The organism is Rhodococcus sp. CH91 (genome assembly GCF_022554085.1).
Taxonomy (GTDB): Bacteria; Actinomycetota; Actinomycetes; order Mycobacteriales; family Mycobacteriaceae; genus Rhodococcus.
Map to the genome: position 1 here is coordinate 268,848 of NZ_JAKFYR010000001.1, position 24,676 is coordinate 293,523.

A 24,676-nucleotide genomic window follows, 5' to 3' on the forward strand; every position below is an offset into this window, starting at 1 on the left:
TCTCCTCCGCGATTCGGGTTCTCTCACCAGGTTAAGACGAGGGTGGGTCACGTTCGGTTCCGGTCGGCCCGAAGGTCGTCGAGAAGGATCGCGAGCCGGCTCCGCGCCCGGGCACACCGGCTCTTCACCGTCCCCTCCGGGATTCCGAGTCGCTGTGCCGCTTCCCTCACCGAGAGACCTTCCACATCCACCGCGACGACCGCTGCGCGTTGTTCCGGTGGCAAGGCGAACAGCGCGGACTCGACGTCGAGTGTGATCTCGGTGTCGTGGATGGGATCCCGCGTGGTGCGCATGTCGCGTGAATCGTCCTCGAACAACGGGACCGTCGCGCGTACGCGATTGCGGCGGATACGGTCGAGGCACGCGTTGACGACGATCGAGTGGAGCCAGCTGCGTACAGCAGCGTCCTCCCGGAAGGTCGACGCCCGCCGATGCGCCGACAGCAGGGCCTCCTGCAGAGCGTCCCCGGCGTCCTCGTGCGAATAACTGGTCCGCCGCGCGACCTGCCACAGATAGTCGTAGTGCCGTGTCAGCAACACCGAGAAGGCGTTTCGGTCGCCCGCGACGTGTGCGGCGAGCAACTCGGCGTCCGAGGCCCCTCCACCCGAGACCTCTCCGTCCGATACCACCCCCTCGTCGGCCACGACACCATCGGGCACGGCGACTTTTGCGATCCCCCCGAAAATTCGCACGCGCGGATGGTAGCCGATCCGGACGGTTCGTCCCGGTTGTCGCGGTCAGCGAGTGGCGGTGAACTCCACTTCGGAGATCGAGCTCTTGTTGCTTCCCCCGCTCGCACTGAGATCGGTGATCCACAACAGCACGTGCGAGGTCTGCCCGTCCATCTCGACCGGGATCGTCGTCTCACCGGATTGCAGTGTGGCCGTACCGATGACCTGCGTCTGATCGAGCGAGGTCGACTCGGACGGAGCGCTGCGGACCTCGAGCCCCGTGCCGGGAGTGTTGCTGGTGACCGTCACCGACGTGAGCGTCGAGGCGTCGTCGAGCGTGACCAGCAGGCCCACACCGTTCTTCAGTGACGGAAACGGATCGAAGTAGGCGTCGGTGCTCCACGAGGTGGACGGATCGCCGTCGATCGCCTGGGACGCGGTGGCCGGCGAGTCGGGTGTCCCCTGCGGCGAGAAGACCGACACGGAACTCGCCGCCACCGGGCCGGTCGCCGCGGGCTTCGGCGCCGCGGCCTGACCCGGCTCCGCCGGACCGTCCTCCGCGGGTGCCTCGGCCGTGGGGGTGAGGCCGAACTCCTGGCTCGTGAGCGGAACGTCGTCGGTGTCGCCGGCGAGCAGGTTCGCGATCCACCATCCGATGAGTGCGAGCAGCAGCACCGTCGTCACCCCGAGGGCGGCGAGCGCCAGAAGCATCCGCTGCGAGTGCTTCTTCTTCTGTTCGAGGGCTTCGGGATCCGCGAGCGCATGCGACTCGGTCGCAGCGCCACGCTGTCCGATACGCAGCGCCGGGATCATCTCGGTCTTCTGGTCGACGACCGACGCCTGGTCGAGGATGTGCTGCACGGTCGCAGCGGTGCGGATGCCGCCGTTCTCGGAGAGAGCGCGCACCGCGACCGCCGAGATCTCGAACGGAACATCGGGACGCAGGACGCGCGGTTCGACGGGGACACCGTCCGCGTTGCGCTCGGCCGCCGGCATTCCGCCGATGGTCGCGCCCCGGTGATGTGCGCCGGGAGCGGCACCGGGAGCGGCAGGTTCGTCCAGCGGCCACCGTCCCGTGATGAGTCCGTACAGGCTCGCGCCGAGACCACGGACGTCGGACATCGCGTCGGCGTCCGAGAACGTCGCAGGGAAGGCGAGAACGGCGTCGCCCGCGACGCTGATGCGGATGCGGTCCGGATGGTCGATCGACAGTGCACTGCCTGCGCGATGCGTCGCCTCGGCCGCTGCGGCGAGCGCACGGATCGCGCGGGCAGCGCCGATCGGAGAGGGCTCGGTCGTGGACATCTCGCGCAGGGAACGTCCGGGTGTCCACTCCGACACGACGATTCCGCCGGAGCTGCCACGCACCACATCGAGGACGCGGGCGAGGCCGGGCGAATTGATACGGCCGAGACGCAGTGTGCGCGAGAGCACGGCCTGCGGGGAGTCCGGTCCGGTGTTCTCACCCGCACGCTGCTCCGCGTCGACGAAGGTCAGCGCGACCTCCCGGTCGAGTTTGACGTCGAGCGCCTGCCAGAAGCGCAGTCCGCGTGCTCCGCCGTGGGGCGCGAGCAGACGGTAACGGCCACCGGCGACCGAGGCACCGGCGATGAGATCGGGTCCGCGCATCGGCCGGCGTTCCTGGGGCGCAGGGCCTGCGACACGCATCGGCGGCAGTTGCGGCGATCCGACCGGGATGACGCCGGTGTCGAGATGCGGATCGCGCGGGGGGCGGCCGTCCTTCTCGGTGGGCACCTGCCGCGTGGCGGCATCGATGGTGGACTTGCCGGCAGCGTGGTCGTCGCTCACCCTCACTCCTTCGTTGTCGACTCGTCCACTTCCGGTGTGCAGACGCGGGTCGCCGCTGGGGGCCGCGAAGAACCGTGGGCGACGGCTCCCGGGCCGACCCTGCTGCTGATCAGGGTACGGGAGTTGTCCGCCCGGATTGCCGCGACGGGGCACGTCCCTGATGACGGGCATGACCTCGGTGATGGCGTCGTAGGGGCCCACGCCGTATTCGCCGTAATCGATCCGCGGCAGGACGACCGTCTTCTCGGCATCGGACTCGAGATAACGCGCACGTGGGACGCGGGCGGGGGCGGGAGCCTCGACGGCGGTGGTGCCGGTGTCGGTTCGTGCTGCGTCGGCCTCCTCGCCGACCGGTGCGGTACCGCGCACCGCCGCGACCTTCCGTCGCACCGCTGCCTCGATCGCGAGAATCTCGGGCACCTTGAGCAGGTACATCCCGACGAGGGCGACGAGCACCATCAGCACACCGTTGAGCGCCACCCGTACGAGCGAACCGAGACCACCGAAGCGGTCGGCGAGCGCATCGAGTTGCAGGAGCCGATCCGTGACGAGGACGATGATGGCTGCCGCGAGCGACGCGAGCACCACATGCCACACGGTGCGTCCGACGTTCGCCATCCGCAGGTCGCCGAGCGTGCGGTGCAACAGATATCCGCCGATGAACGCCCCGACGGTGAACGCGACTCCGGTGGCTGCGCCGAGCAGGAGCACCACCTGGTCGTCCTCCGTCGCGACCACGGGGGCCAGCGCCGACAGTGCGATCTTGACGGCGGTGATGCCGAGGATGATCCACGTGGGCGTCCAGGCCTGTTCCCGGGCGTAGAAGACACGCAGGTGGATGAGTACCAGTGCGTACGGGATGAGGGTGAACGCAGACCAGCTCACCGCCTGACCGAGACGTTCGGCGTTGCCGTCCCCGAAGTTGCCGTAGCCGTAGAGAGCGGCCCCGACCTGCGAACCGGCGATCGTCAGGAAGGTGACGATGGGGATCAGCGCGATCATCGTCAGGCGGGTCGCGACGGAGAGGTCGTCGACGACGGCAGGGGTGTCGTCGGCTGCGGCGTTGCGGCTCAGGCGCGGCATGATCGCGGTGAGCACGGTGACGCCGAGGACACCGTAGGGCAGCTGCAGCAGCAACCAGGCATTGTTGTAGATCGCGGGTCCGGCCTCGTCGGCGCCCGACGACACGCGCGTCGCGAAGATCATGCCGGCCTGGCTTATCAGCACGTACAGCACGATCGCGGCGGCCATGCCACCGAACTGCCGCAGCCGGTCGTCGAGACCCCACAGCGGCCGGAGGTTGATGCCCTCGCGCCGGAGCGCGGGGACCAGGCACATCGCTTGTGTGACCACACCGAGGAGCACACCGATGCCGAGGACGAGCAGCTTCGGATCGCTCATCTGCACCGGATTCAGCGTGATCTCACCCGGCATCAGGTAGTAGATCACCAGGACGGTGAGCACCACGACGTTGTTGCACACCGGTGCCCACGCGCCGGGTTTGAACACCTGCCGGGTGTTGAGGATGCCCGTGAACAGGCCCGACAGTCCGTAGAACATGATCGCGGGCAGGAGCAGATAGGACAGCGCCGTGGTCAGCGACGTCGACACCTTGCCGGAATCGTCGAGGAAGACGTGCGTCGTGAGGATCGGCGCGGCGGCGACGGCGAGGAGCGTGGCGGTACCGAGCAACACCAGCGCCGCGGTGAACAAGCGGCGGACGAAGGCCTCACCGCCGTCGGGGTCCTCCCGTTCGGCGCGGACCAGTACCGGCACGACGATCGAGGTCAGGACCGCACCGAGCACCAGCTCGGAGATCATGTTGGGGATCTGGTGCGCCACGGTGAACGACGACGCGACGCTCGCACCGAGCAGGGTCAGGATGAGCAGCTGCTTGAGGAAGCCGGTGATCCGGCTGACCAGGGTCGCGACGGCGATCGAGCCGGTGGCGGCCAGCAGGCTCTGCGGCTTGTTGCGGGCCGCACCGCCCGCGGTGACGTCGGGTGACGTCGTCGGCGACGCGGCATCGAACGACGTCGGGACGGGCTCCGGTCGGTCCGGAGTCCGGTTCGCCTCCACGTCGTCGCGGGTGGAGTTCCCGGTCATGGTCGTTCATACCCTTCGTCGGCTGGGTCCGGCTCGCCGCGGAACCGGTGCAGAAGCCGCCTGCCCGCCAGGAAGAGCAGGAGCGCTCCCGCACAGCCCGTGACCACGGCGAGGATCTGGCCGTACGCATTGGAACGTACCGTCACCGTCGTCGGGTTGCCGAGAGACAGGCCGGACTCGGTGGTGAGTGCGAACTCCAGCTCGAGCTTCCGCGAGTCGCTGATCTGAGCGGGCACCGTGAGCGTGCGGCTGCCGCGCGGCGGAAGCTGCGTCGGCCCGATGTCGGAGACATCCGTCGCCTCGGGCGCGTCCACGTGCAACCGCACGGTGATGCCCACGGGCAGATCGTTGCGCGCTACCAACAGTAGGGGGCTCTGTTCCGATGTCAGGGTGTAGACGCCTCCGGTGGAGATCACCGTCACAGCCTCGTAGATGTCGTCGACGGCCTCGCGTACTTCCGTGGCACGGTGTGCGGCGGTCGCGAACGCGCCGTCGGCATCGTCACCCCGGCGACCGGACAAACTCATCGCGCGCAACAGGTCCTCGCGCAGCGGGGCGGTGAACTGCTGGGGTGTGAGCTGGGCCTGGGGGTCCTCGATCAGCGCGGTCTGGATCGCGTCGAGGCGGCCGATCTGTTCCTCGGCCTCCGAGACGACCGCGGCGGAGGCACCGTCGGTGATCGCCTGTTCGGGATAGACGAGCAGCGAAGCGGACGAATCGTTCGCCGTGCCCGCCGCGGCGTCGACGAGCGCGGCCAGCGGACGCGGCGTGGCCAGACCGGAACGGACCAGAGTGGAGAGCATGGACAGCACGGCGGAGGCGTCCTCCGGCGAGGCCGACCATGTCTGAGGGGGCGCGAAGAGGACCGATCGGCCCGGCGCCGGCAGTGCCCTTCCCGTGGCCTCGTGGACGGTCGGGACCAGAGCGGGCCAGGCCAGCGCCCCGAGCGCGTCCTGCAGGCGGGCCGTCGAGGAGTCGCGGGACAGGTCGTAGCGCGCCGACTCCGGGACGAAGGACGGGGTCTGAGGGTCGTCGCCCATTCCCGCCAGCGCGGCGGAGGCGGCCGAGTCGAACAGGCCGGCGGTGAGACCGGGGACCCCCGAGATCCGGAAGCCGTTCCCGCCCGGAACGGTGGAGTTCGCCGAGACACCCGCGAGCAGGGTGCGGCCGTCCTCGACGGCGTTGTCGGCCAGCAGGGCGGTCACCGGAGCGTCGGCCACCAGCATCGATCCGGCCTTCTCGGTGAGCACGCCCGAATCGGGCCACACCACCCCGGGTAGGGAGGTGACACCGAGGATGGAGTCGACGAGAGCCGTGGGGGATTCGAGAGCCGAGGCGGTGAGCGACGAATCGGCCAGGTCGGCGAGAGCGGTCAGATCGACCTGGGCGAACGGCAAGGCGATCGTGCAGGTGGACGTGGCGAGTGCGCGCAGGCGGTCGAGCCAGGCCACCGCTGCGTCGGTGCCCGTCCCGGGTTGCGCGTCGCCTGTCGGTTCGTCCGGATCGTCGACCACCAGATAGTCGCGTGTCATGTTGGTCACGGTCACGAGGAGATCCGGGTCGACGGCCAGGCACATTCCTTCGAGGACGCGCGGTTCGCTCCTCGCAGTGTCCTCGACGGCACGCAGCAATCCGTCCAGTCGCCCACCTTCGGCGAGCGACGTCGCGAGTTCGTCGTCCACGAGGCGTACGGGCTCGGTCCCGGAACCGGGGACACCGGCGGCGAACCGCGGCCGGTCCGCCAGCGGCCACAGCATCGTGATCGCGGCGGGCCGGGACGCCTCGGGCGGTACGGCCGGGAACGATTTCTCTGCGCCGTCGAGCAGCCCGTCCTCGGGCGAGCGGGTCGTGCCGCGCGACCCGGCGTCGGCATCCTCGGTGACCTCGTCGCTCGCGGGGACGGCGAGCACGGGCAGCAGGAATCGCGCGTCGTCGAGCCGTGCCTGTCCGCCGTATTCGGGAACCCCGTTGACGTTCACGAGGAGCGGGTAGACGCCGGGGGTGTCGATGTCGAGGGAGGGGACGAGGTCGGATCGCAGCGGCAGCTCGAGCGTGAAGTCGGTCGTGTCGCCCTGTTCGAGCCGGCCGACGACCTCCTCGAACTCCCCGACGGTGTCGAATCCTGCTTGATCGAGGGAGAGCGACGTGCGCAGGGCGGCGGAGTCGGAGATCACGGGTGCGCGTTGCAGACGCACCCAGACGTCCTCGACGTCCCGGTCGCCGATGTTCTTCACTGTGCCGCGGACCGTGACCACGGACTCACTCGTGAGAGTGACCGTGCTCGGGGTGACCTCGTCGATGCTCAACTCGAGGAATCGCGGTTGGTCGGGATCGGTCTGTGCCACGACCGGGCTCGCCGCCGCCGTGGGCGTGAGAACCGGAACGAGTACCGCCATGCCTGTCGTAGCGAGGGCGAGTACGAGCACGGCGAGCACCGCGGCGCCCGCCCGGGACACCAGCACCGTCATCCGAGCTGGGCCCCCGGTTGATCGCTGTCGGGAAGTCGCTTCGGGGTCATCTCGGCGATGAGCTGATCGGCGATGTCCGCGAGCTTGCGTTCGTCGGCGTAGGCCAGGCGCGTCCGCAGTTCGCGCAGTGGCACCCATGCCACCTCGGTGACCTCGACGTCGGCGTCGGAGAGTTCGCCCCCCAGATAACGCAACAGGTAGTGATGCACGGTCTTGTGGACGCGGCGACCCTCGGTGACGAACCAGTAGTCGATGCTGCCGAGCTCGGCGAGCACCGAACTGCGCACCCCGGTCTCCTCGTGCACCTCGCGCATCGCGGTTTCCTCGGCCGTCTCACCCTGCTCGATGTGGCCTTTCGGCAGCGACCACAGCAACCGGCCCCGCCGGTCGGTCCGGCCGATCAGGGCGGCACACAGCTTCTCGGGCGGACCACCGAGTCCGTCGACGACCAGGCCACCGGCGGACGTTTCGCGGACGGTCCGCATCCGTGGGCCGGGTGAAGCGGACGATCCGGGCGAAGCACCGTGAGCGGTCTTCTTTGCGCCCGCGCCACGCCGCCGCGAGCTGCGGCGGTTGCGGTTGGCACGTTCGGCGGGCGACACCTCATAGATAGTAGATGGACCGACGTCGGTCCCGGCTCAACCACACGAACCTGCTGCTCGGTAAGGTGCGAAGACGTGAACTCCCCCACCGCAGACACCGCCCGTCGAACCCGGTTGCTCACCGGAGCCGAGGCGACTCTGCGCGATCTGTCCGATGTCCTCGCGCCGCTCGGTGCGCGATTCACCGAGGCCGGACACGAGCTGTACCTCGTCGGCGGCAGTGTCCGGGACGCACTGCTCGGTCGGCTCGGAACCGATCTGGACTTCACCACCGACGCGCGTCCGGAGACGGTCCAGGCGCTGCTGCGTGGATTCGTCGACCACCAGTGGGACACCGGCATCGACTTCGGCACGGTCAGTGCGGTGAAGGGACTCGAGCAACTCGAGATCACCACGTTCCGCAGCGATGCCTACGACCGCGTCACCCGGCACCCCATCGTCGAGTACGGCACGAGTCTCGAGGACGATCTCGTGCGCCGCGACTTCACCGTCAATGCGATGGCCGTGCGCATCGGGCCGGACGGTGCGGGCGAGTTCGTCGACCCGCTCGGTGGCATGGAGGCCCTGCTCGCCGGCGTGCTCGACACCCCCGCGAAGCCCGAGGACTCCTTCCACGACGACCCGTTGCGGATGCTGCGCGCGGCCCGGTTCGTCTCCCAGCTCGGATTCACCCTGACCGAGCGGGTGCATACCGCCATCGTCGCCATGGCCGACGAGATCCTGCGGATCAGCGCGGAGCGAGTGCAGGTCGAGCTCGACAAGCTGATCCTCGGCGACTATCCGATCGAGGGCATCGACACGATGGTCGAGACGGGTCTCGCGGAGCGTGTGATCCCCGAGATCCCCGCGATGAAACTCGAGATCGACGAACACCACCAGCACAAGGACGTGTACTGGCATTCGCTGACCGTCCTGAAGCAGGCCATCGACCTCGAGGACGGCGACCCGGATCTCGTCCTGAGGTGGGCCGCGCTGCTGCACGACATCGGTAAGCCGGACACCAAGCGCAACGAGCCGCACGGCGGCGTCAGCTTCCACCACCACGAGGTGGTCGGGGCGAAACTCGTACGCAAACGCATGCGGGCGCTCAAGTACTCGAAGCAGATGGTCGAGGACGTGAGCCGCCTTGTCTTCCTGCACCTGCGCTTCCACGGCTACGGCAAGGGCGAGTGGACGGACTCCGCGGTCCGCCGGTACGTGCACGACGCCGGCCCGCTGCTTCCCCGGCTTCACAAACTCGTGCGCGCCGACTGCACGACTCGGAACAAGCGTCGCGCCGCTGCCTTGCAGGCCACCTACGACGACCTGGAACAGCGGATCGACCGGATCGCCGCGGAGGAGGATCTCGCGCGCGTGCGGCCCGATCTCGACGGCAACGCGATCATGGAACTGCTGGGGATACCTGCCGGCCCGATGGTCGGAAAGGCGTGGAACCACCTCAAGGAACTGCGGCTCGATCGTGGCCCACTCGAGCGCGACGAGGCGGAGGCCGCCCTGCTCGAATGGTGGGCGCAGCAGCCGAAGGACTGACCTCACAGCGCGGTGACGGCGGCGTGAGCCGGATGTCACCGCGTTCTCACCGCGGGTGACGCGCCCGCAACACCTCTTGGACAGCATGGACACCGGCGTAGTCACGACGGTGTCGAGGACGCGCACCCATGCGCGTCGGTGGGTGCCGGGCAGGAGTTGCGGGATGCAGGACGAGATCACCACGGTGAAGTCCACCTGCTCCTACTGCGGGGTGGGATGCGGGATGCTCCTGGACGTCGCAGTCGACTCCGCGACCGGCACGCGCCGGGTGGTCAAGGCCTACGGGGACAAGGACCACCCGACCAACCGGGGCCGGTTGTGCACGAAGGGCGCGACGAGCGCCGAGATGCTCGCGGCCGGTGGCCGTCTCGAGACCGCCCGGCTGCGTCCCGAGCGGGGCGCAGCGACGATACCCTCCCCCGTGGACGACGCGATCACCGAGACCGCGCGGCGCCTGAGCGAGATCGTCGCGGCCCACGGCCCGGACTCGGTGGCCCTCTACGTCTCGGGCCAGATGTCTCTCGAGGCCCAGTACCTCGCGACCAAGCTGGCGAAGGGATATCTGCGCACCTCGTACCTCGAGTCGAACTCGCGACTGTGTATGGCCGGTGCTGCCACGGGATACAAGCAGTCGCTCGGATCGGACGGCCCGCCCGGCTCGTACGAGGACTTCGACCACGCCGACGTGTTCTTCGTGTCCGGTTCCAACATGGCCGACTGTCACCCGATCCTGTTCCTGCGCATGATGGAGCGGGTCAAGGCCGGGGCGAAGCTGATCGTGGTCGACCCGCGACGTACCGCGACCGCCGACAAGGCAGATCTGTTCCTCCGGATCGCACCGGGAACCGATCTGGCGCTGCTCAACGGTCTGTTGCACCTGATCGTCGAGAACGGGCACGTCGACCGGGCTTTCGTCGAGGAACACACCGACGGGTGGGAGGCGGTGGAGTCCTTCCTCGCCGACTATCCGCCACACCTCGTCGCCGAGATCACCGGTCTCGACGAGGCCGACATCCGGACCGCCGCAGGGTGGATCGGAGAGGCCGGTGACTGGATGAGTTGCTGGACCATGGGCTTGAACCAGAGCACCCACGGCACGTGGAACACCAATGCGATCTGCAATCTGCATCTCGCGACCGGAGCGATCTGCCGCACCGGTAGCGGCCCGTTCTCCCTCACAGGTCAGCCCAATGCGATGGGTGGCCGCGAGATGGGGTACATGGGGCCGGGCCTGCCGGGGCAGCGCAGCGTGCTCTCCGAGGACGACCGCGCCTTCGTCGAGGACCGCTGGTCGCTGCCGCGCGGCACGCTCCGTGCCGAGGGCGGTGCCGGCACGATCGACATGTTCGGCAGGATGGCCGCGGGAGAGATCAAGGCGTGCTGGATCATCTGCACCAATCCCGTGGCGTCGGTCGCGAACCGGGCGGTCGTCCTCGAGGCACTCGGGGCCGCCGAACTCGTGGTCGTGCAGGACGTCTTCCTCGAGACCGAAACCGCCTCGCACGCAGACATTCTCCTGCCCGCGGCATTGTGGGCCGAATCCGAGTACGTCACCGTCGGATCCGACCGCACCGTCAATCTCCTGCAGCAGGCCGTGGACCCTGTCGGCGAGTCGCTGCCCGACTGGCAGATCATTGCGCGGGTCGCGCAGGAGATGGGTTTCGGTGAGGCCTTCGCGTACTCGAGTGCCGAGGAGGTCTTCGAGGAGATCACCGGATTCGGCAACCCGCAGACCGGTTACGACCTGCGTGGGGTGACCTACGATCGACTCCGGCAAGGGCCCGTGCAGTGGCCGTGCCCGCCGGATTCGCCCGAGACGCGTCATCCGGTCCGGTATCTCAACGACGGGACGAGCAGGTCGCAGGTGGTGCGGCAGGACGGTTCCCGGCCGCGACTGGCGTTCGCCACCCCCGACGGCCGCGCCCGATTCCTGCCCCGGCCGCACATGCCTGCCGCCGAGATGCCCGACGACGAGTATCCGTTCGTCCTGAACACCGGACGCGTGCAGCATCACTGGCACACCCTCACCAAGACCGGGCGCATCGAGAAACTGCGCAAGCTGAATCCGGGATCGTTCGTCGAGATAAATCCCGATGACGCACAACGATATTCGGTTTCGGACGGTGACCGGATAGAGATCGTCTCGCGCCGCGGCCGAGCCGTGCTCCCGGCTGTCGTCACCGACCGGGTCGGCCCGGGAACGTGCTTCGCGCCCTTCCACTGGAACGACCTGTTCGGGACCGATCTCGCGATCAACGCCGTGACGAGCGACGCGGTCGATCCGGCCTCGCTGCAACCCGAGTTCAAGGTCTGCGCGGTGTCGTTGCAGAAGGTCGCGTCGGAAGACGGGCCGTGTGCGTCCGACGGTTCCGTCCTCGGTCGTCTCGAGGTCGCACTGGGTCTCGAGAACGTCCCGGCTCCGGACTTCGACGATACCGAACGCGACTATCTCGCCGGTCTGCTCGCCGGTCTGCGCGCGACGAACACCACTGCGGCGCCTGCCCTTCCCCCTTCGGCTCCGTTCCCCGCCGCCAAGCGCGCATGGATCGACGGACTGTTCGCCGGCATGTACTCCGGCGCAACGGACCCCGGCACCGCCGGCACCGCCGACACCGTCGGCATCGTCGGCACCGCCGGTACGGCAGGTCCCGCAGTGGTGGTGGCGTGGGCATCCCAGACCGGAAACGCCGAGACCTTTGCCGCCACGTGTGCCCGGCGACTCCAGGACGCGGGGCGTGCCGTGCAACTCGTCGTTCTCGACGAACTCGACGTCACCGGACTCCGCGAGGCGAGCGAACTCCTCGTCGTCACGAGCACTTTCGGTGACGGGGAGCCGCCCGACAACGGCGGCTCCTTCTGGCGCTCACTCATCGCCGAATCCGCTCCCTCTCTGTCCGGACTCCGTTATGCGGTACTTGCTTTCGGAGACTCGAGTTACGACGACTTCTGTGGTTTCGGGCGACGCGTCGACGAACGACTGGCCGAACTCGGCGCGACTCCCCTGACCGGGCGGGTGGATTGCGAACCGGGCGAGGACGAGCTCGCGCACCACTGGCTCGGCACCCTCGTACCGTTGCTGGGTGGTTCGGCGACCGCGATCGCCCCGGCGCCGGCGCTCGCCGCCCCGGCCTATTCGCGGTCCTCGCCTCTGGTCACGAGGATCACCCGCAATGTCGCACTGAGCGGCCCCGGGTCGGCGAAGGACGTGCGGCAGTTCGGTTTCGAGATCTTCGATCCCGCTTTCGAGTACGAGGCCGGTGACGCGCTCGGTGTGATGCCCACCAACGGTCCCGATGCCGTCGACGAATGGTTGCAGGTCACGGCGCTCGATCCGGAGACCGCCGTCGAACTCGGCGACTTCCCCACCGTGCCGCTCCGGGAGGCCGCGACCCGTCATCTGGACATCACCCGTGTGACACCGGAACTGTTGCGATTCGTCCAGAAGCAGAGCGGTAGCCCGGAACTCGCGAAGCTGCTGCGTCCGGGCAACAAGATCGAGCTGCAGCGCTGGCTGTGGGGACGCCAGGCCGTGGACGTCATCGCCGAGTATCCCTTCAAGGCCCCCTGGGACGAATGGAGAGGGCTCCTCACCCGCCTGCGTCCACGCTTGTACTCGATCTCGTCGAGTCCGCGGACGAATCCGCGCGAGGTGCACTTGACGGTGTCGGTGGTGCGGTACGAATTCGAGGGCCGCTCACGTGCCGGTGTGTGCTCGAGTTTTCTCGCCGATCACAGCAAGGGTGTGGACATCCCGATCTTCGTCCAGCGCAACGCGCACTTCCGCCCCCCGCCCCCGGACGTCGACATGATCATGGTCGGCCCCGGCACCGGAATCGCGCCGTTCCGGGCCTTTCTCCACGAGCGCCGTGAAGCCGGGCACACGGGACGCAACTGGTTGTTCTTCGGCGACCAGCGAGCCGAGACCGACTATCTCTATCGCGACGAGATCGAGTCGATGCACGCCGACGGGGTCCTCACCGAGCTCGCACTCGCGTTCTCGCGTGACCAGCGTCAGAAGATCTACGTGCAGGACCGCATGCGTGAGCACGGTGCGCAGGTGTGGAAGTGGCTGCAGGACGGTGCCCACTTCTACGTGTGCGGTGATGCGGGCCGGATGGCGAAGGACGTCGACGCCGCCCTGCGCGAGGTGGTGCAGGCTCACGGACGTCTCGATCGCGATGCCGCCGCCGCGTATGTCGACCAGCTCGCCGCGGACAAGCGGTACGTCCGCGACGTCTACTGATCGCTTGTACGTCCCGCATTCGCGGATATAACCTGTTCTTCATGACGCATCTGCGGAGAAATTCGTGACCGCGATCCGCATCCGCGAGGCCGCTTCACTGCTGGGTGTCAGTGACGACACGGTTCGCCGCTGGATCGACCAGGGGTTGCTGCGTGCCACCAAGGATGCCTCCGGACGCAAGGCCGTCGTCGGCCGTGAACTGGCGGAGTTCGCACGGAACCAGGCCGGTTCCGGTCCCGACCCACTGGGAGTCGGCAGTTCCGCCCGCAATCGTTTCGTCGGGCTCGTCACCCGGGTGGTGTCCGATGCCGTCATGTCGCAGGTCGAGATGCAGTGTGGTCCGCACCGGATCGTCTCGCTCATGAGCACCGAGGCGGTGAACGAGCTCGGTCTCGAGCCCGGCAGCATCGGCGTGGCCGTCGTCAAGGCGACCACCGTCATCGTCGAAACTCCGGGCGGATCCGAATGAAGGCGCGCAGCGCCCTGGCCGTCGCGGCGCTGGCATCGGTCGTCTCGGCGTGCGGGTCCGCCGACGCAGGCTCCGACATCCTGACGGTCTACGCCGCTGCATCGCTGAAGGCGCCCTTCACGGAAATCGCCGAGCGTTTCGAGGAGGCGAACCCCGGGATCTCCGTGGAACTGTCCTTCGCGGGATCGTCCGACCTCGTCGCCCAACTCGAACAGGGTGCCCCCGCGGACGTCTTCGCGTCCGCCGACACCCGCACGATGGACCTCGCGGTCGCGGATGGGCTCCTCGGGACCGATCCCGTCGCGTTCGCGACCAACACGCTCACGATCGTCACCGAAGCCGGCAATCCGAAGAACATCCGGTCGGTCGCCGACCTGGCGGTGGACGGGATGTCGGTGGTGGTGTGTGCTCCGCAGGTGCCGTGCGGCGCGGCCGCCGCACGACTCGGGGACGCCGCAGGCGTCGATCTGACGCCGGTGTCGGAGGAGTCCTCGGTGACCGACGTCCTGGGCAAGGTCGCGTCCGGCCAGGCCGACGCCGGACTGGTCTACGTCACCGACGCCGTCGGCGCGGGTGGCGACGTCACCGCGGTCGCCGTGCCCGAAGCGGCGGAGATCGTCAACGTGTATCCCGTCGCGACTCTCGCGGACGGGCGCAACCCTGCGGCGGCCGCCGACTTCGTCCGTTACGTCACCGGTGACGAGGCCCGGTCCGTCCTCGGCGGTGCCGGATTCGGTACGCCGTGAACGCCGCCGGCGTGCCCCGGTGGCTGTTCCTCCCTGCGGCGCTGGGGCTGTTGTTCGTCGTCGTACCGCTGGTGTCGATGTTGCTCACGGTCGACTGGGCGGAATTTCCGTCGCTCGTGACGTCTCCGGCATCTCTCGAGGCACTCGGACTGAGCCTGCGCACGTCCGCGATCGCCACCGTCCTGTGCGTGATTCTCGGTGTGCCGATCGCAGTGATACTGGCACGCAGCACCTTCCGTGGAGTCTCCGTGATCCGTGGATTGGTTCTGCTGCCCCTCGTCCTGCCGCCCGTCGTGGGAGGACTCGCCCTCCTCTACACCTTCGGCCGGCGCGGGCTGATCGGCGAGCATCTCGATGCGCTCGGGATACAGATCGCCTTCACCACCACAGCGGTGGTCCTCGCACAGACCTTCGTGGCGCTCCCCTTCCTCGTCATGAGTCTGGAAGGGGCACTGCGCAGTTCCGGCTCGAATTACGAACAGATAGCGGCGACTCTCGGTGCCCGGCCCACGACGGTCTTCCGCCGTGTCACCGTGCCGTTGATCCTCCCGGCGCTCGTGTCCGGTGCGGTCCTCGCCTTCGCCCGGGCTCTGGGTGAGTTCGGGGCGACCCTCACGTTCGCCGGCAGCCTGCAGGGGGTGACGCGCACCCTGCCCCTCGAGATCTACCTGCAACGCGAGACGGATCCCGGTGCCGCGGTAGCCCTGTCGCTCGTACTGATTGCCGTGGCCGTCGTCATCGTCGTGGCGGTGTACTCACGCCGGACGGATCCGGTCCGGTGAGCCTGCGCGTGCGGGCGCGGGTCGACGCCCGGGCACTGGACGTCGAACTCGATGTGGCCCAGGGCAGTGTCGTCGCGGTCCTCGGCCCCAACGGAGCCGGAAAGTCGTCCCTGCTCGGTGTCGTCTCCGGTCTGCTCCGCCCCGACGCCGGCCGTGTCGAACTCGCCGGACGTGTTCTCACCGATACGACGTCGGGACTCGCGGTCGCACCACACGATCGCGCGGTGGTGCTGCTGGCACAGCAGCCGCTGCTGTTCCCGCACATGACGGTCGCGGGGAACGTCGAATTCGCGCCCCGCAGCGCAGGATCGGGCCGGCGTGAATCCCGTTCCAGGGCAGAGCGATGGCTCCGCGAAGTGGACACGGCGGAACTCGCCGGCCGCCGGCCGCACGAATTGTCCGGCGGTCAGGCCCAGCGGGTCGCGCTCGCACGCGCCCTCGCCGCAGACCCGCATCTTCTCCTCCTCGACGAACCCATGGCGGCCCTCGACGTCACGGCCGCTCCCACCCTCCGGTCACTGCTGCGCAGAGTGTTGCGCGAGGACGAGCGCACCGCTCTTCTCGTCACCCACGATCCGCTCGACGTGATCGCTCTCGCCGATCGCGTGGTGGTGATCGAGCACGGCCGTATCGTCGAGGACGGGACGGTGCGGCAGGTGCTCACCCGGCCGCGCAGTGTCTTCGCGGCACGTATCGCCGGGACCAATCTGGTCACCGGAATCGTGCGGGACGGCACGCTGGAGACCGGTGAAGGCGTCGTGCACGGACGTCTCGATCCCGACTGCCGCTCCGGACTCCCGGCGGTCGCGGTCTTCGCCCCGTCCGCGGTCGCCGTCTACACCGACCCTCCGCACGGGAGCCCCCGCAACACGCTGCGGATCACGGTGGCCGAACTCGAGTCCCGGGGTGCGACCGTACTCGTGAGGTCCCACAGCGGTATCGCCGCCGAGATCACCACCGCTGCGCTGACCGAGCTGGACATCCATCCGAGCGCGACGGTGTGGTTCGTCGTGAAGGCGACCGAGGTCGACGTGCATCCCACCGCAGCCGTGTCCGGAACCTGAATCACAGGCGGGCCCGCCGCACGAGCAGTACCGCGAGAAGTCCGAGCACGTAGACGACCCCTCCTGCGACGGCGAGTTCCGGGGTGCGCCCGTCGGGTGCGATCACGAATGCGGCCACGGCGATAGCGCCGAGGAAGGCGATGTTGAACACCGTGTCCTGCACCGCGAAGACCCGGCCTCGGCGCGCGTCGTCGATGTCGATCTGCATCGCCGCATCGCCCGTGAGTTTGACGGTCTGACCGGCGAGGCCGAGCAGGAAGGCCGCGACGAGCAGTGGTCCCGCCGCGACCGTGGTGACGAACGCGAACTGGACGACGGTGGCGGCGATCAATCCGGCCGTGACGGTGCGCGGGCGCCCGAGCCGCGGGATCAGTACGGGGGCCAGGACGGCTGCGACCAGCATGCCCGCCGCGGTCGATGCGACGGCGACTCCGAAGCCGGCCAGCCCTGCGGGAAGGCCCGAGTCGTCCTCGGTGGCGCGCAGGACGAGAACCATGATGAGCGTGTCGATGCCGAACACGATGCGGTGTGTGCCGATTCCGATCATCGCGATCGTGACACCGGGAGCGGCGAGAACGGCACCCGCGCCGGTGCGTAGACCCGACAGGACGGTGCGGATCACGGCACGGGGGCGTATCCCCTCGGGCCCGAGCGCATTCGCCGCGAAACCCCGGGCGGCGATCGCTCCCAGGATCGAACCGCTCACCCCGAGGAGTACGGCGACACCCGACCCGGTGTCTCCTGCCCCGACCACGCCGATCGTGGCGACGGCCACGGCCGCACCGGCTGCCGATATTCCGGAACCGACCGTCGCCAGAACGGAATTCACCGGGACGAGCCACGATTGCGACACGACGTGCGGCAGGGAGGCGGATACCCCGGCCAGGACGAATCGGCTCACGCCGACGGCTGCGAGTGCGAGCAGCATGAGCGGGGTCTGAGGCCCTCCGACGAGCAGCACGACCGCAGCCGAAGCAATGAACACTCCGCGCAGCAGGTTGGCCCAGACGAGGACGAGACGCCGGTCCCAGCGGTCGAGGAGTGCACCGGCGAACGGGCCGATCACCGAGTACGGCAACAGCAAGACGGCGAAGCCGGCCGCGATCGCCACGGGATCGGTGTGGCGCTCGGGGTTGAACAGGACGGCCCCGCCCAGTGCGGCCTGGAACAGGCCGTCACCGAACTGACTCGCGAACCGCACCGCGGTCAGCCGGACGAGGCCGGGTGAGTGTCTCAATGCGGTCGCAGTCGATCGCCACGCCTGTCGTCCCGAGTTCCGCACGGACACGACACTATCGGTTGCGCCACCATTCGACGGTGGCGGCTGCAGCGTCGTCGAGGGGGGTCGGTACGAGACGGAGCACCTGTTCCGTCCGGGCCGAGTCCATGACGAAGGGATCGGTGAACTGGTAGAGCATCTCGGCGATCTCCTTCATGTCGCGGTCGACGAATGCCCCCGCCTTCACGATCCAGGACGGGATCACACCCACGGAAGGTTCGGGAAGGTCGGCGGCGCGTGCCAGCGCCGCGACCATCTCCCGCTGGGGCAGCGCCGGCCCGGTCGGGGCGTGCACGATCGTGTTCCACACCGCCGGATCGCCGGCGGCAGCGATCATCGCGGCCGCGAGGTCCGGTACATAGGTGAACGAGTGCGGGACGTCGGCCGATCCGAGCACCCGCACCTTCTTCCCGGCGAGGACGGCGGGCACCATCCGCTCCCCGGCCGCGGCCTGGAGGACCCGGGGCCCGAAGAAGTCCGACGCCACGACGCTCACCGTCGGTGCGCGGTGTGCGGCGCGTGCGGAGAGGAGCCGGCGCCGCACACCGCGCTTGCCGGTGGATGCCTCCCGGGCGGAGTCCTCGGTCATGACGCGGTGCGGCTCGCTGTACGAGTAGAGGCTCTCGGGGAAGACCACGACGGTCTTCTCCGACAGGTTTGCGACCGCGTCGAGGACGGTCCGTTCGGCTGAGGGAAGTTCGCGCGCCCAGGTCTCGGCTCGGTAGGCCGATCCGTGGGTGCACAGGTACACGGCTGTTGCGGGTGTTCCCTCGCCGTCGACGAGCGCCGCGGCCACGGCCTCACTGTCGTTGACGTCCACGCGCATCCGCTCGATGCCCCGATCGTCGGGGCCGCTGCCGGATCGGGTGAGGATGCGAACTCGATATCCTTGTGCGGCAATCTGTTCTGCGACGGTCCATCCGACGGGTCCGGCCCCGGCGACTACCTGGAGATGTGGCATGACGGTCTCGATTCCCGAAAGTGTGAGCACTGCTCTCTGACGGTTCCGACAATGCTCCCCGCTCGCGGCATTGTCAAGAGCACTGCTCTCTTTTGTTGACGGTGCTCACGAATCGGCGGCAGAATGGCCGGATGACGACACCACGAGAGCGGGCACGCGCACAGACGATGGCCGACATCCTCCGGATCGGCCGTGACCATCTCGGCACCCACGGGGCAGCGGCGCTGTCCCTGCGGGCAGTCGCCCGCGACCTGGGCGTGGTCTCCTCAGCGGTCTATCGCTACGTCTCGAGCAGGGACGAATTGCTCACCCTGCTCGTCGTCGACGCCTACGACGAACTCGGCGACGCGGTGGATCGCGCCGTCGATGCCGTGCCACCCGCCGAACATCGCGAGCGGTTCCTCACGCTCGGCCGGGCCGTACGGCAGTGGGCGATCACCGAGCCGGCACGCTACGGGCTGCTGTTCGGCAGTCCGGTTCCCGGCTACGCCGCGCCCGCCGAACGCACCACCGCACCCGGTATCCGTGTCGTCCTGGCGCTCGCCCGCATCCTGGACGCGGCCTACGCAGCGGGTGTCCTCCACGACAGTCCCGATATCCCGCATCCGGACGAGCTGGCCGAGCCTCTGGGCCGGATCAGAACCGAATTCTCCATCGCCGCGCCGGATTACATACTCGCACGTGGGATCTGGGCGTGGCCCTCCCTGTTCGGAGCAGTGAGTTTCGAGGTGTTCGGGCAGTACGGTCCCGATACCTTCCCGGACAGGGCAGTCCTGTTCGAACACCATCTCGCGCTCCTGGCACGAACCGTCGGGTTCCGTCCCACACACCGGTGAGAGCGGTGACAGAATGGCTCCTGTGGCGCAGCACCAGGACGACCCCGAGGACCGCACCGCACCCTCGACACCCAGGGTGCGGTCCGGCAGCCTGCTCGTCTCGGCCACCGATCTCACCGAGCCGACCTTCCGCCGCACCGTCGTCTACATCATCGAACACAACGAATCGGGCAGTTTCGGTGTCGTGCTGAACCGCATCAGCGACACCCCCGTCGACGCGATGCTTCCGCAGTGGTCGAGGCTCGCGGCCGACCCCGGGTCGCTGTTCGTGGGCGGCCCCGTCCATCGCAGTTCCGCGTTGTGTCTCGGCACCCTCCGAGTCGGGGCCCGGACCACCGATGTGCCGGGTATCCGCCACGTCGACGGGCGCATCGCGATGATCGATCTGGACTCCGACCCCGGCCACATCGCACGTTACGTCGAGGCGATCCGGATCTTCGCAGGGTATGCGGGATGGAGCGCCGGCCAACTCGAGGGTGAACTGCGCAACGACGATTGGATGGTGGTGTCCGCACTCCCACGCGATGTGCTCGAGTCTCCGCATGTCGACCTGTGGGCGAAGGTCCTGCGTCGTCAACCTCTTCCGCTGGCGCTGCTGGCGACCCACCCCATCGAGGTCGAACGCAACTGAGCGCTATCGCGCGTCGGCGAGTGTGTTGAGAGCGCCGGCCATCTCCGCGGCCTTCGTTGCGGTGACGGTCAATTCGTGACCCGATGCCGTCGTCACCACTACGGCCGGCCCGCTCCGCGTCACCAGCCCGTAGCGCCCGCGTCCCTTCGTCCGCAGGCCCCAGCCACCCCAGTCCGCGAAGGGCCGGGTCTCGGTGACCTTCGCGCCGACGATCTCGTCGAGGTCGTATCCGAGCGCGGCGGAACCCAGATTGGACACTCTGATCCCGTTCGCGTCGACCACCACGGTGTAGCGCAACAGACCCAGCACGAGAAGGCCGACGGGCGCGATCAAGCCGAGTGGCCACAGGCTCCGCGTCACCGCACACACGACGAGGGCCGGAACGAGGACGAACGCCGACAGTGCCGCCGTCGTACCCGTGCCGGTGCCCACCTGTTCGACGACGGGAAGATCGACACGGCCACGCGGCAGCGCCGGGTCGGGCCGGGAGGTCGCCGGTTTCCGTTCCCGGCCGTCGCGCAGGAGCCATCCCCCGGCCCAGCCTGCCACGACTCCCAGCCACATCCCCACCACCGCGGACGAGGCCGGCAGCGAGGCCTGCGCGGCGTCGGTCGTGTCGAGTTGGCCGGCGAGACCCGCCAGGAACACCGCGGTAACGGTTCCGGTGACCCCGAGACCGATCGCGAGCATGGAGCGCCGCATGAGCAGCTGTGCCTGAGCGAGCGCGGCGATGGCACAGCAGCCACCTCCGATCAGCACGATCAACAGGGCTGCGGTCCACGCCGAGGACATCGGTGAACCGAAGGAGTCGGCAGTCGTGCCCGACCAGTGGGTGGCGACCTCGTCGGGCAGTCGCAGCGACCACGAACGGGTGAGCAGCAGCACAGCCCCGGCACACAGCAACGGAACGACAAGTCCGAGCAGTGCGCCGACAGGATCGACCTGACGCGTCGTCATGGGGTCAGCCTAGGGCGCGGATCACATTCCGCCGGGGGTGGGCGCGCCGGTACGTGCGGAGGGCCGGGTCAGGCCGTCGGCTCACACGCTCCGCGCAGGCTGCACGCACCGCACGAGGTGCCGCAGCCGGCCGTCTCCTCGGTCTTGGTCGCTGCAGCGACCCGCGCTGCGACGGATCCACCGGCACCGGCCGTGACCAGGGCGGCCACGACGGTGACGACGACCGCGATGATCCCGGCGACGGTGGGCAGGGTGAGCGATGCGACGCCACCGACGGCGAGCAGCACCGCAGCGCCGAGCATGCTGGGTGCGGCGACCTTGTTGACCAGCGCAAAGGTGGTGTCGTCCCGCAGGGACTCCGGGGTGCGCACACCGGCCCAGCGATTGCGAGGCAGCTTCCCGGTCAGTGCCGCGACCCCCACCGCGCCGACGACGAGAGCGAGCACGAAGAGCAGGACAGCGACGATCAGCACCCGACCAGGATACGCGCCGGGCGGTGCCACCGGTCTGTGCGGGTGGGGGCACGTTCTACCCTGGTGGGAGCCCTCACACGCCCGGCCGAGTAGATAGTGATCATCGTGACCCGTCCCGTACAGACTTCCCAGCAGGAACCCGGCAGCACCCCACAGCATCGGTACACCGCCGAGCTCGCGGGGCGGATCGAGCAGCGCTGGCAGGAGCTGTGGCGCGAGCGCGGCACCTTCCACGCCCCCAACCCGGTGGGCGATCTCGCCGGCGACGTTCCGGCCGACAAGCTGTTCGTGCAGGACATGTTCCCCTACCCCTCGGGGTCCGGACTGCACGTCGGGCACCCGCTCGGCTACATCGCCACCGACGTGTACGCGCGGTTCCATCGCATGCAGGGCCGCAACGTGCTGCACGCCCTCGGCTACGACGCCTTCGGCCTGCCGGCCGAGCAGTACGCCGTGCAGACGGGGACCCACCCTCGCACGACCACCGAGGCGAACATCGCGAACATGAAGCGCCAGCTCGGCCGCCTCGGACTCGGGCACGACGAGCGCCGCTCCGTCGCGACGACCGACGTGGACTTCTACCACTGGACGCAGTGGATCTTCCTGACGATCTACAACGCCTGGTACGACCGCGAGGCCGGCCGCGCCCGTCGCATCTCCGAACTCGAGGCCGAGTTCGCGGACGGCACCCGCAGTCTCGACGACGGACGCGACTGGGCGTCGCTGTCGGATGCCGAACGTGCCGACGTCATCGATTCGTACCGTCTGGTGTACCGGTCGGATTCGCTCGTCAACTGGTGCCCCGGCCTGGGGACGGTGCTCGCGAACGAGGAGGTCACGGCCGACGGCCGGTCCGAGCGCGGCAACTTCCCTGTCTTCCGGAAGAACCTGCGGCAGTGGATGATGCGCATCACCGCATACTCCGATCGCCTCATCGACGATCTCGAGTATCTGGACTGGCCCGAGAAGGTCAAGTCGATGCAGCGCAACTGGATCGGCCGTTCGCACGGTGCTCAGGTGAAGTTCGCTGTGGCCGATCATGATTCGGCGATCGAGGTGTTCACCACCCGTCCCGACACCCTGTTCGGTGCCAGCTATGTGACCCTCGCTCCCGAGCACGAACTCGTCGACCGGATCGCCGGTGCGTCCTGGCCCGAGGGCGTCGACGAGCGCTGGACCGGCGGCGCGGCCGATCCGGCTGCTGCCGTCGCGGCCTACCGGGCGTCGATCGCCGCCAAGTCCGATCTCGAACGGCAGGAGTCGAAGGAGAAGACGGGAGTCTTCCTCGGCGCCTACGCCGTGAATCCGGTCAACGGCGAGAAACTGCCGATCTTCATCGCCGATTACGTGCTGACGGGTTACGGCACGGGTGCGATCATGGCCGTCCCCGGCCACGACCAGCGCGACTGGGAGTTCGCCACCGCCTTCGGTCTGCCGATCCGCGAGGTCATCTCCGGGGGTGACGTCACGGCGGAGGCCTACACCGGCGACGGTGTGCTGGTGAACTCCGGCCTGCTCGACGGTCTCGACGTCGCCGAGGCGAAGAAGACGATCGTCGCGAAGCTCGAGGCCGACGGCGCCGGTCGCGGCACCATCCAGTACAAGCTCCGCGACTGGCTGTTCGCGCGGCAGCGATACTGGGGCGAACCCTTCCCGATCGTCTACGACGAGCAGGGCCGGGCGCACGCTCTGCCCGAATCCGCGCTGCCGGTGGAGCTCCCGGAGGTCGAGGACTACGCGCCCGTCTCGTTCGATCCGGACGATGCCGACTCCGAGCCGTCGCCGCCGCTCGCGAAGGCGGTCGACTGGGTGAACGTCGAGCTCGACCTCGGTGACGGCCTGAAGCGCTACACGCGCGACACGAACGTCATGCCGCAGTGGGCCGGAAGCTCGTGGTACCAGCTGCGCTACATCGATCCGACCAACTCGGATTCGTTCTGCGACAAGGAGAACGAGGCCTACTGGACGGGCCCGCGCCCGGACGTGCACGGCCCGAACGATCCGGGCGGGGTCGACCTGTACGTCGGCGGTGTCGAGCACGCGGTGCTGCACCTGCTGTACGCGCGCTTCTGGCACAAGGTGCTGTTCGATCTCGGCTACGTCACCTCGTCGGAGCCGTACCGTCGCCTGTTCAACCAGGGTTACATCCAGGCCTACGCCTACACCGATGCTCGTGGTGTCTACGTGCCCGCGGACGAGGTCGTCGAGCGCGACGGCAGGTTCTACCGGACGGGCCCCGAGGGTGAGCAGGAAGTCGCCCGCGAATACGGCAAGATGGGCAAGTCGCTCAAGAATTCCGTTGCCCCCGACCAGATCTGCGACGACTACGGTGCCGACACCCTCCGTGTCTACGAGATGTCGATGGGCCCGCTCGACCAGTCGCGTCCGTGGGCGACCAAGGACGTCGTCGGTGCCCAGCGGTTCCTGCAGCGGGCATGGCGCCTCGTCGTCGACGAGGAGACCGGCGCCGTGCGCGTCACGGACGACACGCCGGTCGACGACACTCTGCGCGCCCTCAACAAGGCCGTGGCGGGTGTCTCCGACGACTACGCGCATCTGCGCGACAACACGGCGATCGCCAAGCTCATCGAGTACACGAACCATCTGACGAAGCAGTACCCCTCGGGTGCGCCGCGCAGCGCCGTCGAGCCGCTCGTGCTGATGCTCGCGCCGGTCGCCCCGCACCTCGCGGAGGAGCTGTGGTCGAGGCTCGGGCACGAGGAATCGCTCGCCCGCGGCCCCTTCCCGGTCGCCGACGAGAAGTGGCTCGTCGAGGACAGCGTGGAGTATCCGATCCAGGTCAACGGCAAGGTGCGCAGCCGCATCACCGTTCCGGCCGATGCTGCTCCGGATGCGATCGAGGCGGCCGCGCTCGCCGACGAGAAGATCGCCGACCTGCTCGGTGGCGCAGCACCCCGCAAGGTGATCGTGGTGCCGGGCAAGATGGTCAACGTCGTGAAGTAGACACCGTGGAGTAGGAGATCGCCTCCACACGTGAAACCCCGGTGCACCCTGTGCACCGGGGTTTCACATTCCTGTGCTCGTTCTC

Annotated in this window: 17 protein-coding genes; 9 read left to right on the forward strand and 8 right to left on the reverse strand. The window is 68.6% G+C overall.

The window, feature by feature from the left end:
* Window positions 1–47: 47 nt before the first annotated feature.
* The 4 genes from sigM to MOM01_RS01260 form a co-directional block, all read right to left on the reverse strand.
* Window positions 48–629 carry an RNA polymerase sigma factor SigM gene (sigM, locus tag MOM01_RS01245; protein ID WP_241384026.1) on the reverse strand — a complete coding sequence of 194 codons (582 nt, stop codon included), beginning with the start codon at window positions 627–629 and terminating at the stop codon, window positions 48–50.
* 108 nt (window positions 630–737) lie between these two features.
* Complete coding sequence (gene murJ / locus MOM01_RS01250) at window positions 738–4,586, reverse strand: murein biosynthesis integral membrane protein MurJ (protein WP_241383566.1); 3,849 nt, start codon at window positions 4,584–4,586, stop codon at window positions 738–740.
* A complete protein-coding gene (locus MOM01_RS01255) occupies window positions 4,583–7,054 on the reverse strand; it encodes a DUF6049 family protein (RefSeq protein ID WP_241383567.1) in 2,472 nt (823 codons plus the stop codon). Before MOM01_RS01255 ends, murJ begins: the two co-directional genes overlap by 4 nt.
* On the reverse strand, window positions 7,051–7,539 hold the full coding sequence (locus MOM01_RS01260; protein ID WP_277609074.1) for an NUDIX hydrolase: 489 nt from the start codon (window positions 7,537–7,539) through the stop codon (window positions 7,051–7,053). Before MOM01_RS01260 ends, MOM01_RS01255 begins: the two co-directional genes overlap by 4 nt.
* Before the next feature lie 192 nt (window positions 7,540–7,731).
* Here MOM01_RS01260 and MOM01_RS01265 point away from each other — a divergent pair, with 192 nt between their 5' ends.
* The 6 genes from MOM01_RS01265 to MOM01_RS01290 all read left to right on the forward strand — a co-directional run bounded on the left by MOM01_RS01265 (window position 7,732) and on the right by MOM01_RS01290 (window position 16,490).
* Entirely contained in the window at window positions 7,732–9,186 is a 1,455-nt protein-coding gene (locus MOM01_RS01265; protein ID WP_241383569.1) for a CCA tRNA nucleotidyltransferase, read from the forward strand.
* A gap of 163 nt (window positions 9,187–9,349) precedes the next feature.
* Window positions 9,350–13,429, forward strand: a complete 4,080-nt coding sequence (locus tag MOM01_RS01270) for a bifunctional nitrate reductase/sulfite reductase flavoprotein subunit alpha (RefSeq protein ID WP_241383570.1) — start codon at window positions 9,350–9,352, stop codon at window positions 13,427–13,429.
* 64 nt (window positions 13,430–13,493) lie between these two features.
* Window positions 13,494–13,898: a TOBE domain-containing protein gene (locus MOM01_RS01275; RefSeq protein ID WP_241383571.1), complete on the forward strand. Its 405-nt coding sequence runs from the start codon at window positions 13,494–13,496 to the stop codon at window positions 13,896–13,898.
* Window positions 13,895–14,644 carry a molybdate ABC transporter substrate-binding protein gene (gene modA / locus MOM01_RS01280; RefSeq protein WP_241383572.1) on the forward strand — a complete coding sequence of 250 codons (750 nt, stop codon included), beginning with the start codon at window positions 13,895–13,897 and terminating at the stop codon, window positions 14,642–14,644. Before MOM01_RS01275 ends, modA begins: the two co-directional genes overlap by 4 nt.
* Window positions 14,641–15,426, forward strand: coding sequence for an ABC transporter permease (locus tag MOM01_RS01285; protein WP_241383573.1), 786 nt, complete (start codon window positions 14,641–14,643; stop codon window positions 15,424–15,426). The genes modA and MOM01_RS01285 overlap by 4 nt, the downstream gene beginning before the upstream one ends.
* Entirely contained in the window at window positions 15,423–16,490 is a 1,068-nt protein-coding gene (locus MOM01_RS01290; RefSeq protein WP_241383574.1) for a sulfate/molybdate ABC transporter ATP-binding protein, read from the forward strand. The genes MOM01_RS01285 and MOM01_RS01290 overlap by 4 nt, the downstream gene beginning before the upstream one ends.
* A gap of 1 nt (window position 16,491) precedes the next feature.
* On the opposite strand, the gene MOM01_RS01295 is transcribed toward MOM01_RS01290, so the two are convergent.
* Together MOM01_RS01295 and MOM01_RS01300 are read right to left on the reverse strand one after the other, a co-directional pair.
* Window positions 16,492–17,778: an MFS transporter gene (locus MOM01_RS01295; protein ID WP_241383575.1), complete on the reverse strand. Its 1,287-nt coding sequence runs from the start codon at window positions 17,776–17,778 to the stop codon at window positions 16,492–16,494.
* A gap of 4 nt (window positions 17,779–17,782) precedes the next feature.
* Window positions 17,783–18,730 carry an NAD-dependent epimerase/dehydratase family protein gene (locus tag MOM01_RS01300; RefSeq protein ID WP_241383576.1) on the reverse strand — a complete coding sequence of 316 codons (948 nt, stop codon included), beginning with the start codon at window positions 18,728–18,730 and terminating at the stop codon, window positions 17,783–17,785.
* 131 nt (window positions 18,731–18,861) lie between these two features.
* Between MOM01_RS01300 and MOM01_RS01305 the strand changes: the two genes are divergently transcribed.
* Together MOM01_RS01305 and MOM01_RS01310 are read left to right on the forward strand one after the other, a co-directional pair.
* On the forward strand, window positions 18,862–19,566 hold the full coding sequence (locus MOM01_RS01305; RefSeq protein WP_241383577.1) for a TetR/AcrR family transcriptional regulator: 705 nt from the start codon (window positions 18,862–18,864) through the stop codon (window positions 19,564–19,566).
* A gap of 13 nt (window positions 19,567–19,579) precedes the next feature.
* Entirely contained in the window at window positions 19,580–20,197 is a 618-nt protein-coding gene (locus MOM01_RS01310; RefSeq protein WP_241383578.1) for a YqgE/AlgH family protein, read from the forward strand.
* A 3-nt stretch (window positions 20,198–20,200) separates the two neighbouring features.
* Here MOM01_RS01310 and MOM01_RS01315 read toward each other — a convergent pair whose 3' ends face one another.
* A complete protein-coding gene (locus MOM01_RS01315; RefSeq protein ID WP_241383579.1) occupies window positions 20,201–21,154 on the reverse strand; it encodes a DUF1648 domain-containing protein in 954 nt (317 codons plus the stop codon).
* Between the two features lie 68 nt (window positions 21,155–21,222).
* Window positions 21,223–21,627, reverse strand: coding sequence for an SdpI family protein (locus MOM01_RS01320; protein WP_241383580.1), 405 nt, complete (start codon window positions 21,625–21,627; stop codon window positions 21,223–21,225).
* 105 nt (window positions 21,628–21,732) lie between these two features.
* Between MOM01_RS01320 and leuS the strand changes: the two genes are divergently transcribed.
* Window positions 21,733–24,591, forward strand: a complete 2,859-nt coding sequence (leuS, locus tag MOM01_RS01325) for a leucine--tRNA ligase (RefSeq protein WP_374112242.1) — start codon at window positions 21,733–21,735, stop codon at window positions 24,589–24,591.
* Window positions 24,592–24,676 lie beyond the last annotated feature (85 nt).

Coding starts and splice junctions, on each gene's coding strand:
- murJ (WP_241383566.1), bottom strand. CDS start 4,586: ATGACCGGGAACTCCACCCGCGACGACGTGGAGGCGAACCGGACTCCG.
- MOM01_RS01255 (WP_241383567.1), bottom strand. CDS start 7,054: ATGACGGTGCTGGTGTCCCGGGCGGGCGCCGCGGTGCTCGCCGTGCTC.
- MOM01_RS01260 (WP_277609074.1), bottom strand. CDS start 7,539: ATGCGGACCGTCCGCGAAACGTCCGCCGGTGGCCTGGTCGTCGACGGA.
- MOM01_RS01270 (WP_241383570.1), top strand. CDS start 9,350: ATGCAGGACGAGATCACCACGGTGAAGTCCACCTGCTCCTACTGCGGG.
- modA (WP_241383572.1), top strand. CDS start 13,895: ATGAAGGCGCGCAGCGCCCTGGCCGTCGCGGCGCTGGCATCGGTCGTC.
- MOM01_RS01300 (WP_241383576.1), bottom strand. CDS start 18,730: ATGCCACATCTCCAGGTAGTCGCCGGGGCCGGACCCGTCGGATGGACC.
- MOM01_RS01305 (WP_241383577.1), top strand. CDS start 18,862: ATGACGACACCACGAGAGCGGGCACGCGCACAGACGATGGCCGACATC.
- MOM01_RS01310 (WP_241383578.1), top strand. CDS start 19,580: ATGGCTCCTGTGGCGCAGCACCAGGACGACCCCGAGGACCGCACCGCA.
- MOM01_RS01315 (WP_241383579.1), bottom strand. CDS start 21,154: ATGACGACGCGTCAGGTCGATCCTGTCGGCGCACTGCTCGGACTTGTC.